Source organism: Bifidobacterium cebidarum (assembly GCF_009193305.1).
Lineage (GTDB): Bacteria > Actinomycetota > Actinomycetes > Actinomycetales > Bifidobacteriaceae > Bifidobacterium > Bifidobacterium cebidarum.
The window spans coordinates 79,492-95,141 of record NZ_WBVS01000001.1 but is presented as its reverse complement, the minus strand read 5'-3'; the positions used below and the strand labels follow the sequence as shown (position 1 = coordinate 95,141).

The window sequence follows — 15,650 nt, the reverse complement described above, 5'->3', positions numbered from 1 at the left end:
GTCCGACGGGGGACTGTGAGCGCGATGGGCGCGCTGCAATGCGACCATAAGCGGTAAGGGTGGTGTCGTCATGGCGAACAAAGCGAAAAAGATGTCATTTTGGGAGGGCATACGGGCTCAGTTCTCAACCAAATCGCTGGTGCTGATACCGATTGCAGCGGGTATCAATCTCATTGGCGGAACACTGTGCTCGGCGTTAAAGCTGCCGTTATTCCTCGATATGATCGGCACAATCATTGTGGCTTGTCTATCAGGACCATGGGTTGCGGCTCTGACAGGACTGCTGACCAATGTTTTCTTGGCGTTGGTGGCCAATCCGGTGTACTTGCCTTATGCCGTGGTATCGATTCTATGTGGCTTGGCGGTCGGATATATGGTCAAGGCCGGATTGTTCCGTAAATTGTGGGGCGTAGTACTGATTTGGTTGGCCTGTACATTGGTCAATGCCGTATCCGCGTCACTTATCACCGTATTTGTTTATGGTGGTGCCACTGGGGTAACGGGCACCTCGCTGTTGACCGCTACCTTGGTTGTTGCGCTGCGGGACATCGCAGCATCGGTGTTCTCGTCAGCGATTGTCACCAATCTGATTGATAAAGGTATCGCGGTACTGATTGCTTACATCATCGTCAGAAAAATTCCTCGTCGTTTCCTGAGCCAATATGCCGCAGATGGTGCAGGTGTCGAAGAAGACATACTCGATGACGATGAGCCGGGTGAGCCCGATGAAGGCGATAAGGACGTGTGAGTCATGGCGGTCAAAATAACGTATGCAAACACTCCAGTGAGTCGTTTGCATCCAATGACGAAGATTATGGCAATCCTTATGCTCGGTTTGTGTGCTTTGGTGTGGCCGGATTTCACACTTGGCTTAGTGCTGGTCATTGCCTTATTCGTGGTATCGTTCGTGGCTCGTATTCCTAGTGACTTTGTCAAGATAATGTTCGGTTTTGGCATTCCCGTTACTGTGATGCTGATGTTTATTCAGGGACTCTATAGTCCTAAGAACCAAACGGTTATTGCTGATTTTGGTTTTGCCCAGCTCGGCCTTGAGGGTGTGTTGTATGCGGCAAAGATTGTGATGGATCTTCTGGTGTTCCTTGGCAGCTTCACCATTATGAGCAAAACTACATATACCGGCGCATTAGTAGCCGCATTGACCTCGGCGGGGCTCAATGCGAAAGCCGGGTATCTTATCTTGGCTTCTCTGAATGTCGTGCCGCAAATGCAACGCCGTATGTCCGTAATCCGTGAAGCACAGAATGCGCGTGGCCTGAGTGAATCCGGCGGTTTATTTTCCCGTCTCGCCGCTTATGTACCGTTACTGGGACCTGTGGTTATGTCATCGCTGACCGATGCGCAAGAGCGAGGCATGACATTGGAAACCCGTGGATTTGGCATTACCGATGTAAAGCAGACCAGTTACGTCGAGGTTCGTTGGCGTACCGTCGACAAAGTTTGTAACTGGGTGCTTGTCATCATGGCCGTCATCGTCACCGCGATATCGGTGGGAATATATATTGGTGTGATTCCCGCCCTGACACCATGGGCAGGTGCATGATGGGTGCGATCGTCGAAGTCAAGGATTTTTCTTTTAAATACCGTGACGCCAGACGGCGGGCGGTCAAACATGTGAACTTTAGCGTCGAAGAGGGTAGCCTTTTTGCCATTATTGGCGCGAACGGAGCGGGCAAATCCACGTTGTGTAATGCGTTGGTGGGACTGATTCCTCATTATTTCTCAGGCGCGAGAGCTGGAAAAATATTGGTTGACGGGTCAGATGTCGCTGATTCGACTATCGCCGAGCTATCGAAGACCATCGGATTGGTATTCCAAAATCCGTTCAACCAGCTGTCGTACACTGCGGGGACCGTTGCTGAAGAGCTTGCCTACGGGCTGGGTAATCATGGTGTGCCCAGAGACAAAATGGTCGAACGTGTTGAAACTGTGGCCAAGCTGATGCGCATCGATCACATTCTTGACAAGAATCCATTGGAACTTTCGGGTGGTCAGGTGCAGCGTGTGGCTTTCGGATCCACCTTCATTATGGAGCCGCGCATTCTGGTGCTTGATGAATGTACCACGCAGCTTGACCCGATGGGCAGTGAGGAAATTTTCGACATCGTCAAGAAGCTCAATGCGAGTGGGGTAACCGTCATCATGGTCGATCATGACATGGAGCGTGTGGCTCGATATGCGGATACCGTCATGGTGCTTGAACGAGGAGAAGTCGCTTCCATTGGCACGCCAATGGAAGTGTTCTCCGATGATTCGATCGAACAGCACGGTGTAGATGTGCCCGATTATGTGAGTCTGAGCCGTGCGTTGGGAGGACCCATCGTAATTACTGAAGAGCCAGCTATCGAGATGGCGAAGGAGGCATTGCGATGACCGTCGAACTTCGAGATCTTGAACATATCTATCCCTCAGGTGATATAGCCCTGGCCGGCGTAACTCTGACGCTCGAGGGCACTGATCCAGTAGCGATTATTGGACAGAATGGTGCAGGGAAAACCACATTGGTAAAGCATTTTAATGGTATCTTAAGGCCCACAAGTGGCTCGGTACTTATTGATGGTGTCGATGTCACTAGCCATACCACTGCTGAGTGGTCCCGTACCGTTGGCTATATCTTCCAGAATCCCGACGATCAATTGTTTCTGGAAAGCGTGCGCAAGGAGTTTGGCTTTGGCCCCAAACATATCGGTATGGATTCCGACGTTATTGAACAGCGCATTGGGACGGTTGCTGAACTGGTCGGATTGAGCCATAAGCTCGACACCCATCCATTTGATTTGACGCCGACTGAAAAGAAGTTCTGTGCCATCGGTGCCGTTCTCATGATGGATCCTTCGGTAGTAATTTTCGATGAACCGACATGCGGGCAGGATCGAAAGGGCACTGCGCGGCTATCGCATATCATTTCCAGCCTGCGTGAGTCTGGGAAATTGTGCGTCATCATCTCGCATGACATGAAATTTGTCACCATGAATTGCCCAAGAATCGTGGTGCTGTGCCATGGAACAGTCCTGCTTGATGGGCCGGCTGACGAAGTATTCGCCCAGCCAGACATACTGCGGCGCTCGTTCATTACGCCGCCACCCATCACCAGGGTTGGCCAAGGTGCGGGGCTTAAGGAAACAGTGTTTTCCGTACCCGCATTCATCAATGCCATCGCTACAGAAAGGAACGCTCGTGGCTGACGTCATCGTACAAATATATGGAATCAGAAGCGTCGAGGATGCGCGCATGGTGGTGGACCTGGGTGCCGAGCATATCGGTGTATCCTATGGCGCTATTAAAAGGACTCCTGCACAGTTGGATTGTGCCAGTGCCAGGCAAATCTTCGAGAGTGTACAGGCTGAAGCTGTCAAAGTCGGATTGACCGTTGCCGAGGATCTTGATGAAATCAGTGCCAATCTTAATGAAGCCATGCCGGATGTATTGCATCTGTCCGGTGACATTGAAGCGATCAGTCCTGAACAAGTTGCCGAATTGAAGCGGCGTTTTCCTGATCTGCGTATTATGCAGGCAATTCCTGTTTTGGCTGATGTTCCTCTGGAAGATCAAAAAGTCATGGAGTACATTCGGGCATACGAGTCGGTGTCTGATTTCTTCCTAATCGACACCAAGGTGCCGGAGGCCGGTGATATTGGAGCTACGGGCCTCACTCATGATCGTTCTATTGACAAGGCCATTATTGAAGCCACCGATGTGCCATGCATCATTGCGGGCGGATTGGATGCGAACAATGTCCGAGAGGCTATTGATTTGACTCACCCATACGGTGTGGATTCCTACAGCTGGACAAATTATGACGGCATTGCGCTCGATGCCAACCGCCGTAAAGATCCCGCCAAAGTAGAAGCCTTCATTAAGGCGGTTCGTCATGGGTGAGGTGGTTGTCGTCGGTGATGCCAATGTTGATATCATCGTGCCCTTTCCTCGGTTCATCGATGAAAGTAGAACACGAACAACTTGGGAACAGCCTCAGATGCAGGGTGGTGGTACTTGCGCCAATACGGCCGTGGCGTTATCACGTCTTGATGTCCCTGTGCTGTTTGTCGGCACTGTTGGCGATGACCAGTACGGACGATATGTGAGACGTGACTTCTCCGAAGCTGGTGTAGATCCTACCGGTCTGGTGTCTGATTCGCGGTGGAACACGGTTGGCGTGTTCGCATTCGTGGATGAGCGCGGTGAGCGTTATTTATGGGGCTGGCCGCGTGAGAAACAGTCATTCAAAGAACTCGATGTCTCTATGATTCCCATGCATCGGATTCGTGCTGCATCATGGGTTCATGCTTCGGGCATGGTGATGGCGTATGACACGAGTGCGAGAGAAGCGCTCATCCATGTGTTCGAGGAGGCACATGCTGCAGGCGTGCCGACTTCCTTCGACCTGAATTTGCGTATTCTCGATGGCAAGCTTGACCCGGCAATGCGTGAAGCCCTCGACCGTCTCATGCCGAACGTCAATTATTTATTGGGAAGCGGGCCGGACGAATTCTCATACATGGGCGACCATGCTGATTGGGAAGAGAATGCCGCTGACTTCGCTGTTGATGGACGTATTGTCATCGTGCGCGATGGCGCACGTGGTGCCCGTGCCTTACAAGGAAAACAATGCTATAAGGCATCGGCGTTTTCTGTTGAGGTCGAAGACACTCTTGGTGCTGGTGATGTGTTCAATGCCGGATTCATCATGGCGATGCTACATCAGATGACATTGCCCGAGGCTTTGACAATCTCGAATGCCGTTTCTGCCTACACGGTGGAACGCAAAGGTTCGCGTAGCTCGCCAGACAAGCAACAACTCATGACATTTTTGAAGGCACATAATGCCTCCGCTTTCATTCATAACCAGGACAACATCAAGGAGTGATGTACATGGGTACCACCAAAAAAGTTATTCTCGATTGTGATCCGGGACATGACGACGCATTTGCGATTATGCTTGCAGTACAGCATCTCGATGTATTGGGCATCACGACCATTGGCGGCAACTGCACGTTGGAGAACGTGACCCGTAATGCCATCAAGGTATTGGAGGTGCTTGGTGCAGCAGACCGCATCGGGGTCTATCCCGGTCATAGCCGCCCGCTCGTCGCGCCGCTGGTCACTGCGCCCCAATTTCACGGTGAGACCGGACTTGATGGGCCGGTGCTACCCGAACCAACGCATGCGCCGCAGAACAAGCACGCGGTGGACTTCATCGTGGATACCGTAATGAGCACCGATGATGTGACATTGATTGCCACCGGACCGTTGACCAATATTGCTTCTGCGTTGAATCGTGAACCGCGTATTGCCGATCGGGTCAAAGAAATATGCATCATGGGAGGTTCCGTTACTTTTGGTAACTGGACGCCCGCCGCGGAATTCAACATCTATGTCGACCCGGAAGCCGCTTACCGCGTGTTCCATTCCGGAATCCATGTGAAGATGGCCGGCGTCAACCTGACTCGACAGTGCTGTCTGAGAACTGAGCAAGTGGTTGAATTCCGCAAGATTGGAACTAAGGCTGCTAATCTGGCTGCCGATCTCACGGAGTTCTTCATCGGTACTTCGGCCAGCGCGGCTGCGCTCGCCGGAGCCAACATGCACGATGCATGCGCCGCTGCATGGATTGTGAATCCTGCGCTGATTACCGCAGTGCCTATGCATATCGATGTGGAGTTGCATGGAGCGCTGACTCGAGGCATGACTGTGTGCGATTATCGCCATTTGCGTGGTTCGAACCCGGCTGTTGACCTTGAGCGTACCCCAACGATGAGTGTGCGTGGTGAACAACCGAATGCGGAAGGCGCGCTGGAGCTCGATTTCCCTGGGTTCATGAATCTTCTGTACCGCACGTTGCGTGATTATCGCTGACGATACTAACGAATGAAAGGAGTGCCCGATGCGCCGGATGGTGTTATGGGATTTCGACGGAACTCTCGCTGACACAGCCGGTGACGTATGGCGATCGCTCGACTATGCGGCAAAACTGTGCGGTGGCAGTCTCCCGGAGACTTATAAGAATGACGCCGCGCATCTCGGAGAACCGATGAGTGACATATTCCGACGCATCGAGCCATTCCCCGGAGAAGCTGCATTCGCTCAATTCAAGAACGGTGTGACAACTCACTATCGCACGATGAACGATTATGCAGCTACCCGTCTGTATCCAGGTGTGTTGGCATTGCTGAGTGAATTGCGGCTGGAACGAATCACGAACGTTATCGTTACGGATAAGCCCAGACAAGCCCTTGAACGGTTACTCAGAGCTAAAGGTTGGGCGGACTTGTTCGATGGATGGGCGAGTCCCGACTCAATCCCCGGACGCCAGATGGACAAAACGGCAATGATTGGAACAATACTGCATCGATATCAAGCTGACGCCAACCACTGCATATATGTGGGTGATCGCTGGGGAGACATCGAAGCGGCCAGACGCAATGGCATTGACTGCATTGCGGTCACCTATGGTGATGGCGAGGCACGTTTGCTGCAAGAACATGCGCCTGCCTATTGCGTCGATGACGTGACATCGCTGGGACTTGCTCTGAAGGAAAGGATGGTCTAATGCGTGATTTCACCTTGAAAATCGGTACCGAATTCGTGTTCGGACATGATGCTGAGACGTTGATTGGTTTGCGTCTTGATTCTCTTGGTGTCACTCATGTGCTCATTCACCACGATGGCGGCGACTATCTGGAAAACAGTGGATTATTGCAATCTATTCGGCACAGTCTGCAGATGTCTGGTATCGAATATACGGAGCTAGGAGGTGTTAAACCGAATCCGAGATTGTCATTGGTCCGAAAAGGTGTAGATCTGGCTCGCGAGTATGGCATCGATGCAGTGGTGGCGGTTGGCGGAGGTAGCGTCATCGATTCGGCGAAGGCCATTGCATTGGGTTCTACCGAAGATCATGATGTGTGGGATTACTTCACTGGTGCGGCACATGTTACGGCAACGCTGCCAGTCGCAGTTGTGCTTACCTGCCCGGCGTCGGGCAGCGAGTCAAGCCAAGTAGCTGTTATCAATAATGATGAGGAACACATGAAACTAACGCTGAGCAATCCAGTGCTTCGGCCAGCGCTTGCTTTCATGAATCCGGCATTGAGCACCACAGTGCCTGCGTTTCCCACTGCCTGCGGCATTGTCGATATGTTCTCGCATATCTGTGAACGCTATTTCAGCGTTGATGACGAAATCGGCGTTATCGACCGTATGGCGGAAGGAGCCTTATGCACTCTGGTAAATGTGGGTCCCCGTTCCCTTGCGGCATTGGACGATTACAATCTCAGGGCCCAGATTATGTGGATCTCCACCATCGCGCAGAACAACACGCTTGGAATCGGACGAGAACAGGATTGGTCCACCCATCTGATTGCCAATGAACTGAGTGCTTTATATGACACGCCGCATGGCGCAACCTTGTCAATCATCATGGGTTCGTGGATGCGTGTGGCATCGGCGTACAATCCCCATCGATTTGCCCGATACGCCGCAGAGGTGTTCGGACTACATGCCGATTCCTTGAATGAGTTTGATCTGATTCGTCGCGGTATCGAGGCCACGGAGTCATTCTTTCGAGCGTTGCATATGCCGGTATGCTTCGCCGACTATGGCCTGCCTATTGACGGAATCGAACGCATGCTTGACAACATCCCCTTCAACGGTTCTGACCATGCGATTGGTTCGATTGCGCGCCTGAACCGAGAGGATTGCCGTCGCATCTACACGATGGCCGCCCGATAACCACAAAATGTGCGCCGGTATCACCGGTGCGGCGGGTTCTTCCCGCCATGAAACAGAAAGGATAATATCATGGCTGAAGCTACGACCAAAGAAAGGGAGAACGGCGTTCCGGTGCCCAAGGAAGGTACGCCGGAATTCGCCGCAATGAACAAGATGGCGAAGAGGGCTTTGCCACTCATCCTCATCATCTACACCATAGGCGTTCTGCAGCAGCAGGCGTTTAACATGATTTATGTCAATATCGGCGAGCAACTTGGTCAAGCAGGAACTGCACCGCTGATTACCTCGCTGCCTGGTATCGTGCTGGGCATCGTGTGCGTGGTATATGGCGCGCTTGGCGATTTTGTGTCCCTGCGCAAGATGGTGGTACTAGGTACGTCCATCTTCGTTGCCGGTTCAGTACTGGGTCTGTTCGGCACCGCCAATATCTGGATTGTTGTTGCAGCTCGCGTGCTGCAGTCCGCAGGCTGGCAGGTGTCCGGATCGTTGGTGCTGGTGCTTGTCTCGAAATACATTGAGAAGCGCAACCGAGTGATTTGGTATGGCATTTTCGTGGCCATCTTCCGTGTCGGCGCGGCTCTGGGCGTGTTCCTTGGCGGATACATGACGCTGATTGATTGGCGTTGGCTGTTTGGCATGGGTATTATTGCCGTGTTCTTCATTCCGGTGCTGCTCAAGAACCTGCCGAACGAGCATGCCAAGGGTGCTCGCGTCGATATCGTCGGTTTGGTGCTTATCGGTGCGTTCTCCGGTTCGGTCACGATGTTCTTTACCGATAAGAATTGGTTCTGGGGCACTGCGTGTATCGTCACTCTTGTAGCTTTCGTCATTTACATCAATAAAGCCGCGAATCCGTTCATCACTCCTGATATTCTCACCAAGCCCGCATACGCGCTGATGATGGTTGTTGTGTTCATCGGATACTTCTATGCCTATACCATCTCCGCCGGTGCCAACGCTATCGGCAAGAATGTGTATGGTATGGATTCCTCGCAGGTTTCCAACCTGCTGGTCTGGGGCTTCATTCTCGCAGCGATTGTCGGCTTCACCGCTGGTCCACTGATCAAGAAGCTCGGCAACAAAATTTCTGTCATTGTGGGGCTTGGCGCTACCGGTTGCGGCTTACTTGCCGTTGCATTCCTGATTCCTCATGGCGCTGTGCTTGCACTTGGTGTGGCTCCTTGCCTGTACTACTTTGGCCAGGCTTTCGTCTATCAGCCGATTGTTGATACTGTGGCCCAGACCGTTTACCCGGAAGAGACCGGACGTGCACTTGGCTTCCGTGATCAGGTGCAGGTGATTGCCTCGTCCATTGGTGGTGTGGTGTTTGGTCAGATCATGGCAAACGGTTCGATGTCCGGTGGCAGTCTCGCTGGCACGGACTCCGGTTCGGCCTCCACTTACGCGAACATGTTCACAGTAGGTGGCTGTGTGGTGCTGTGTGCCTTGGTTATCTTCGTCTGTGCCAGCAAGGTGATTTACCGCGGGTTGGCAGGAGAGAAAACCGAAAGAGCCTGATTCTCGCGAAATCGGGTTCGGTCGTTCTGACAACGATCTCGCTGAACGTGGATACGCCATTACCTTGATGGAGCTGATGGCGCGGTGCTGAGTAGGCCGCTCGTTATGTGTTCGGTTTGTTCTGTAACGCGCCTCGGTTCGGTTGGCAATACCGTATCAGATTCACGAGAATCAGATTGGAACGATTGCGATCAATTACGACTTGCTGAGAACAACATGAAGGATTTCTCATGTCGGTAACCACTCCGCTTACTCTGCTTGACCATATCCATGGCTCTGTGTCCGTTGTCGGATCGATGAACGCGGACTATACGGTCACTGTTGATCGTCTTCCCCATCCGGGGGAAACAGTTAACGCTGGGCCATTACGGATATTGCCAGGTGGCAAATCCGGTAATCAATCCGTTGCGGCTGCACGCATTGGTGCTGACGTCTGCCTGTTTGGAGCGGTCGGCTCCGATGACAATGCAGGCTTTCTCGTCGATTCACTGAATTCGGCGGGTGTCAATACCTCTTGTATACGTCATGTGCCAGGTGCTAGTGGAGCTACGGTCATCACAGTTGACAAAGCCGGAGAGAATACGATTGCTTATTCTTCGGGATCCAATGCGTGCATCAGCGTGGATTATATTGAATCAATGCGTGATGCTCTGACCTCGGCTAACGTGTTGGGGTTATGCCTTGAAAGCCCAATCGAGTCCGTAACTGCTGCCGCTCGTATGTGTCATGGAGCAGGCGTGGTGGTGCTACTCAACGATTCACCATTCGTTGCCGAACTGCCTGCTGAACTTATCGAGGCTTCGGACATCCTGCTGGTCAATGAGCATGAAATGGCACAGCTGTTGGGCATTGCCGAACCGGACGACGATAACTGGGACGGTCTGGACTGGTCCGAAGTGGCGCGGCAAATGCATAACTTCGGCTTTGGCCAAGCGGTCGTCACACTTGGTGGAGACGGTTCGGTGGTCATCGATGGCGATGACATTCATCGCATTGCGCCTGTAAAGGTTGATGCTGTCGACACTACCGGTTGCGGGGATGCCTTTATGGGCACGGTTTTGGCCGGGCTTGCGTCCGGTCATTCTCTAGCGGATAGTGCACAGTTGGCTTCGTACGTTTCTGCGTACGCCGCGACTGGGCTTGGCGCGCAGGCTTCGTATGGCACGGCCGCTCAGATTCGTGAACGGTTTGGTGTTCTTCGGTGATTGATGAGCGCGAAGGATTGCCGGATATGCATCGTATGCAGGTCTAGCCCGTCCATTTATATGCTGTGCGGGAGTGAATTGGACTGACTGTACGTGAATGCGGACATATTCCGTCGTTGGACTGGCGAATTTTGCAGACATAATCCGTCGAGTTATTGGGTTGCGGACATTATAGTTTAGTTATGGCTATAAATCGGCGATAACTGATGCGAATATGTCTGCACCGTCTATAACTTGTACGAATATGTCTGCACTATTCGTAAGTTCGTGGCTAGCCGTGAGCGAATGTCTCTAGATGAACATTCTTGTGGACTTGACCGCGTGACGTGTTAGGATATGCACCGTTGTGAGGCAGTGATCCGTTATCAGCGGGGAGTCTTCGGAAGAACGGCGGCAATCGCCCAGTAGACCCGACGGGATCGGCCCGAGATAGCCGAACACAAGCGGTCGCACAGGCCGTGCTGTACTGAATGCAACAGTTCAGAGCAGCGCAACCGGTGCGATAAGCGAGGTGGTACCGCGGTGCGGGCGCATAAGAAACGCTCGTCATCGTCCTCGTAGGCAGGAACATCATGGTGATGGTTTCGGAACGAGGCGACTATTGAAGCGGCCACTCGAAACAATCATCACGAATGCTCCTGTAGGACCAGTGCACAGTACAAACAGGAGATTTACGGTGAGCGAAAACGTATATCCCAAGGCGAACGAGGGCGGCGAAACCGCGCACGTGGCGCCGAACCCCAGCTTCCCCCATATGGAGGAAACCGTTCTCGACTACTGGGACAAGGACGACACCTTCCAGAAGTCCGTGGAACGCAACCCCTCTGGCGACCACAGCCAGAACGAATTCGTATTCTTCGATGGCCCGCCGTTTGCCAACGGTCTGCCGCACTACGGCCACCTGCTGACCGGCTACGCCAAGGACGTGATCCCGCGTTACCAGACCATGAAGGGCCGCAAGGTCAACCGTGTCTTCGGCTGGGACACCCACGGTCTGCCGGCCGAGCTGGAAGCCCAGAAGGAACTCGGCATCGACTCGGTCGACCAGATCGAGAAGATGGGCATCGATAAGTTCAACGACGCCTGCCGCGCATCCGTGCTGAAGTACACGCACGAGTGGCAGGACTACGTGCACCGTCAGGCCCGCTGGGTGGACTTCGAGCACGGCTACAAGACCCTGAACATCCCGTACATGGAATCCGTGATGTGGGCCTTCAAGCAGCTCTACGATAAGGGTCTGGCCTACCAGGGCTACCGCGTGCTGCCGTACTGCCCGAAGGATCGCACGCCGCTTTCCGCCCATGAGCTTCGTATGGATGCCGACGTCTACCAGGACCGTCAGGACACCACCGTCTCCGTGGCCGTCAAGCTGCGCGATGAAGATGCCTACGCCGTCTTCTGGACCACCACCCCGTGGACCGTGCCTACCAACTTCGCCATCGTGGTCGGTGCCGACATCGATTACGTGGAAGTCCAGCCCACCGAGGGCAAGTTCGCCGGCAAGAAGTTCTACCTCGGCAAGGACCTGCTGGGCCACTACACCAAGGAACTCGGCGAGAACTACGAAGTCGTGCGCGAGCTTAAGGGCTCCGAGCTGGCAGGCCGCCGGTACTGGCCGGTCTTCCCGTACTTCGCCGGTGAGCAGGCCGAGACCGAAGGCAACGTGCCCGGCCCGAACGGCTACACGATCTTCACTGCCGACTACGTCGACACCGTTGAAGGTACCGGCCTCGTGCATCAGGCTCCTTACGGCGAAGACGATATGAACACGCTCAACGCCAAGGGCATCAAGAGCACTGACGTGCTCGACGCCGGCTGCCGCTTCACCTCCCAGTGCCCCGAATACGAAGGCATGTTCGTGTTCGACGCCAACCTGCCGATCCTCAGGAACCTGCGTGCCGGTGACGGTCCGCTCGCCCAGATCGACGAAGACAAGCGCGCCATCCTCTTCCAGGAGAAGAGCTACGTGCACTCCTACCCGCACTGCTGGCGCTGCGCCACCCCGCTGATCTACAAGCCGGTCTCCTCCTGGTTCGTTTCCGTGACCAAGATCAAGCCGCGCTTGCTGGAGCTCAACCAGCAGATCAACTGGATCCCGGAAAACGTGAAGGACGGCCAGTTCGGCAAGTGGCTCGCCAACGCCCGTGACTGGTCCATCTCCCGTAACCGCTTCTGGGGCTCCCCGATTCCGGTGTGGGTCTCCGACGATCCGAAGTACCCGCGCGTGGATGTGTACGGCTCGCTCGAAGAGCTGAAGAACGACTTCGGCGACTATCCGCGCGACAAGGACGGCAACATCAACATGCACCGTCCGTGGATCGACAACCTGACCCGCCCGAACCCGGATGATCCGACCGGCAAGTCCACGATGCACCGCATCCCGGATGTGCTCGACTGCTGGTTCGAATCCGGCTCCATGTCGTTCGCGCAGTTCCACTACCCGTTCGAGAACAAGGAGAAGTTCGAACAGCACTTCCCGGCCGACTACATCGTCGAATACATTGGCCAGACCCGTGGCTGGTTCTACCTGCTGCATGTCATGGCCACCGCCCTGTTCGACCGCCCGGCCTTCAAGAACGTGATTTGCCATGGCATCGTGCTCGGCTCCGACGGCCAGAAGATGTCCAAGCACTTGCGTAACTACCCGGATGTGAACGGCGTGTTCGACAAGTACGGCTCCGACGCCATGCGCTGGTTCCTCATGTCCTCGCCGATTCTGCGTGGCGGCAACCTGATTGTCACCGCCGAAGGCATCCGCGACACGGTCCGCCAGGTCATGCTGCCGGTGTGGAGCTCCTACTACTTCTTCACGCTGTACGCTAATGCGGCCAACGGCGGCAAGGGCTTCGACGCCCGCCACCTGACCGCTGACGAGGTCGCCGGACTGCCGGAGATGGATCGCTACCTCCTGGCCCGTACCCGTCGTCTGGTCGAGAAGGTGGAGAAGTCACTCAACGAGTTCGCAATCTCCGATGCCTGCGATGCGGCCTCCGACTTCATCGACGTGCTCACCAACTGGTACATCCGCAACACCCGCGACCGCTTCTGGAATGAGGACGAGAATGCGTTCAATACGCTGTACACCGTGCTTGAGGTGTTCATGCGCGTGCTCGCGCCGCTCGCCCCGATGGAAGCCGAATCCGTGTGGCGTGGCCTCACCGGTGGTGAATCCGTACATCTGGCCGACTGGCCGTTCGTCGTGGACGAGAAGACCGGCGAGGCCGCTGAACTTGGCCGCGTGCTGGTCGACGATCCGAAGCTGGTCAACGCCATGGAGAAGGTGCGTGAGGTCGTCTCCGGCACCCTGTCCCTGCGCAAGGCCTCCCAGATTCGCGTGCGCCAGCCGCTTTCCAAGCTCACCGTCGTGGTCGAGGATGTGGATGACGTCAAGCCGTACGCTGAGGTCTTGAAGTCCGAGCTCAACGTGAAGGACATCGAGTTCTGCACGATGGAAGATGCCGGCTCCCAGGGCCTGAAGATCGTGCACCAGCTCAAGGTCAACGCCCGTGCCGCTGGCCCGCGCCTCGGCAAGCAGGTGCAGTTCGCCATCAAGGCCTCCAAGACCGGTGCTTGGCATGTGGATGCCTCCGGCGCTCCGGTGGTGGAAACCCCGAACGGCGACGTGGCTCTGGTTGAAGGCGAATACGAGCTGATTAATCGCGTGGAGGAGGAGAACGCTGCCGAGGCGGCCGCTTCCGTGTCCGCAGCCCTGCCGACCGGTGGCTTCGTGATTCTCGACACCGCGTTGACTCCGGACCTGGAAGCCGAAGGCTACGCTCGCGATGCCATCCGCGCCGTGCAGGATGCCCGTAAGGACGCTGGTCTGGATATCGCCGACCGTATCGCCCTGACGCTCACCGTACCGGCCGCCGACGTGGCCAAGGTCGAGCAGTTCAAGGACCTTATCGCCCGCGAGACGCTCGCGACTGCCTTGGATGTCAAGGAAGGTGCCGAGCTCGCCGTCGAAGTGAAGAAGGCCTGAGCGCTTAACCGCATAGTGCCTTCGCATCAGCGGCTGCATCATAGATAGGAAGCCTGGTTCCCATACCCATAGGGAACCAGGCTTCTTTTCGTTGATCAAGTCACATGATTGTGCCACGCCCATGCTCTCGAGATTTGTCATATTCCCGTTAATATTAACGAGGTAAATCAATAGCCGATCGACTATTGATGGCAACACAGGGAAAGGCACTCCCATGACAAAGAAACTCATTCTGGATCTTGACACCGGTGTAGACGACGCCCTTGCCATTTCCTACGCACTCGGCAGCCCGGAAGTCGAGCTGATCGGCATCACCGGCACTTACGGCAACGTATTGCTCGAACAGGGCGTGCGCAACTCGCTGGCCATCACCGACCTGCTTGGCCACCCTGAGGTCAAGGTGTACAAGGGTCTGCCGCATTCCAGCACCACCGATTCCTTCGAAGTGCTTGACATCTCCGCCTTCATCCATGGCAAGAACGGCATCGGCGACGTGGACATCCCTGATTCGAACCGTGAACCGGAAACCGAATCCGCGGTGGACTTCATCATCGATGCGGTGAAGACCTACGGCAAGGACTTGATCTACGTGCCCACCGGCCCGATGACCAATATCGCCGCCGCCCTGAAGAAAGCCCCCGAAATCAAGGACGAGATCGGCAAGATCGTGCTCATGGGTGGCGCGCTTACCGTTTGCGGCAATGTGAATGGCTGGGAGGAAGCCAACATCTCCCAGGACCCGGAAGCCGCCGACTACCTGTTCCGCTCCGGCGCCCCGGCCACGATGGTCGGCCTTGACGTCACTCTGCAGACGCTGCTGACCTACAAGGAAACCCAGACCTGGCGCGACCTCGGTACCAAGGCCGGCAACTTCCTCGCAGACATGACCGACTACTACATCAAGGCCTACGAGACCACGTCACCGCACCTGGGCGGTTGCGGCCTGCACGATCCGCTTGCCGTCGGCGTGGCCGTCGACCCCACGTTGGTCACCACGCTGCCCATCAACATGAAGGTGGACGTCGAGGGCCCGACCCGCGGCCGCACCATCGGCGACAACACGCGCATGAACGATCCGGTCAAAACCATGCAGGCCGCGGTTCAGGTCGATGTGCCGCGCTTCCTCAACGAGTTCATGACCCGCATCACCGCACTCGCCAAGAATGCCTGAGCGGCACGTTTGAGACTTCCCCAAA

Annotated in this window: 13 protein-coding genes; all 13 read left to right on the top strand. The window is 55.1% G+C overall.

The window, feature by feature from the left end:
- Positions 1-70: 70 nt before the first annotated feature.
- The gene (locus F7D08_RS00385) at positions 71-748 is read left to right on the top strand and encodes an ECF transporter S component (RefSeq protein WP_152208787.1); all 678 of its coding nucleotides are present in this window, start codon (positions 71-73) and stop codon (positions 746-748) included.
- Positions 749-751: 3 nt separating this feature from the next.
- Complete coding sequence (locus tag F7D08_RS00380) at positions 752-1,561, top strand: energy-coupling factor transporter transmembrane component T (protein WP_152208786.1); 810 nt, start codon at positions 752-754, stop codon at positions 1,559-1,561.
- A complete protein-coding gene (locus tag F7D08_RS00375; RefSeq protein ID WP_152209081.1) occupies positions 1,561-2,391 on the top strand; it encodes an energy-coupling factor ABC transporter ATP-binding protein in 831 nt (276 codons plus the stop codon). The genes F7D08_RS00380 and F7D08_RS00375 overlap by 1 nt, the downstream gene beginning before the upstream one ends.
- The gene (locus F7D08_RS00370; protein WP_152208785.1) at positions 2,388-3,203 is read left to right on the top strand and encodes an energy-coupling factor ABC transporter ATP-binding protein; all 816 of its coding nucleotides are present in this window, start codon (positions 2,388-2,390) and stop codon (positions 3,201-3,203) included. Before F7D08_RS00375 ends, F7D08_RS00370 begins: the two co-directional genes overlap by 4 nt.
- Positions 3,196-3,897 (top strand): phosphoribosylanthranilate isomerase, encoded by a 702-nt coding sequence (locus F7D08_RS00365; protein ID WP_152208784.1) that lies wholly within the window; start codon positions 3,196-3,198, stop codon positions 3,895-3,897. The genes F7D08_RS00370 and F7D08_RS00365 overlap by 8 nt, the downstream gene beginning before the upstream one ends.
- Positions 3,890-4,885, top strand: a complete 996-nt coding sequence (locus F7D08_RS00360) for a carbohydrate kinase family protein (RefSeq protein ID WP_152208783.1) — start codon at positions 3,890-3,892, stop codon at positions 4,883-4,885. The genes F7D08_RS00365 and F7D08_RS00360 overlap by 8 nt, the downstream gene beginning before the upstream one ends.
- Positions 4,886-4,890: 5 nt before the next feature.
- Positions 4,891-5,874 carry a nucleoside hydrolase gene (locus F7D08_RS00355; protein WP_152208782.1) on the top strand — a complete coding sequence of 328 codons (984 nt, stop codon included), beginning with the start codon at positions 4,891-4,893 and terminating at the stop codon, positions 5,872-5,874.
- Positions 5,875-5,902: 28 nt separating this feature from the next.
- Positions 5,903-6,568 (top strand): HAD family hydrolase, encoded by a 666-nt coding sequence (locus tag F7D08_RS00350; protein WP_152208781.1) that lies wholly within the window; start codon positions 5,903-5,905, stop codon positions 6,566-6,568.
- Positions 6,568-7,749 carry an iron-containing alcohol dehydrogenase gene (locus F7D08_RS00345; RefSeq protein ID WP_152208780.1) on the top strand — a complete coding sequence of 394 codons (1,182 nt, stop codon included), beginning with the start codon at positions 6,568-6,570 and terminating at the stop codon, positions 7,747-7,749. The genes F7D08_RS00350 and F7D08_RS00345 overlap by 1 nt, the downstream gene beginning before the upstream one ends.
- Positions 7,750-7,818: 69 nt before the next feature.
- Positions 7,819-9,267, top strand: a complete 1,449-nt coding sequence (locus F7D08_RS00340) for an MFS transporter (RefSeq protein WP_152208779.1) — start codon at positions 7,819-7,821, stop codon at positions 9,265-9,267.
- 230 nt (positions 9,268-9,497) lie between these two features.
- Positions 9,498-10,472, top strand: a complete 975-nt coding sequence (locus tag F7D08_RS00335) for a ribokinase (RefSeq protein WP_152208778.1) — start codon at positions 9,498-9,500, stop codon at positions 10,470-10,472.
- Between the two features lie 676 nt (positions 10,473-11,148).
- Positions 11,149-14,454, top strand: coding sequence for a mupirocin-resistant isoleucine--tRNA ligase (ileS, locus tag F7D08_RS00325; RefSeq protein WP_152208777.1), 3,306 nt, complete (start codon positions 11,149-11,151; stop codon positions 14,452-14,454).
- A 214-nt stretch (positions 14,455-14,668) separates the two neighbouring features.
- Positions 14,669-15,625 carry a nucleoside hydrolase gene (locus tag F7D08_RS00320; RefSeq protein WP_152208776.1) on the top strand — a complete coding sequence of 319 codons (957 nt, stop codon included), beginning with the start codon at positions 14,669-14,671 and terminating at the stop codon, positions 15,623-15,625.
- Positions 15,626-15,650: the final 25 nt, after the last annotated feature.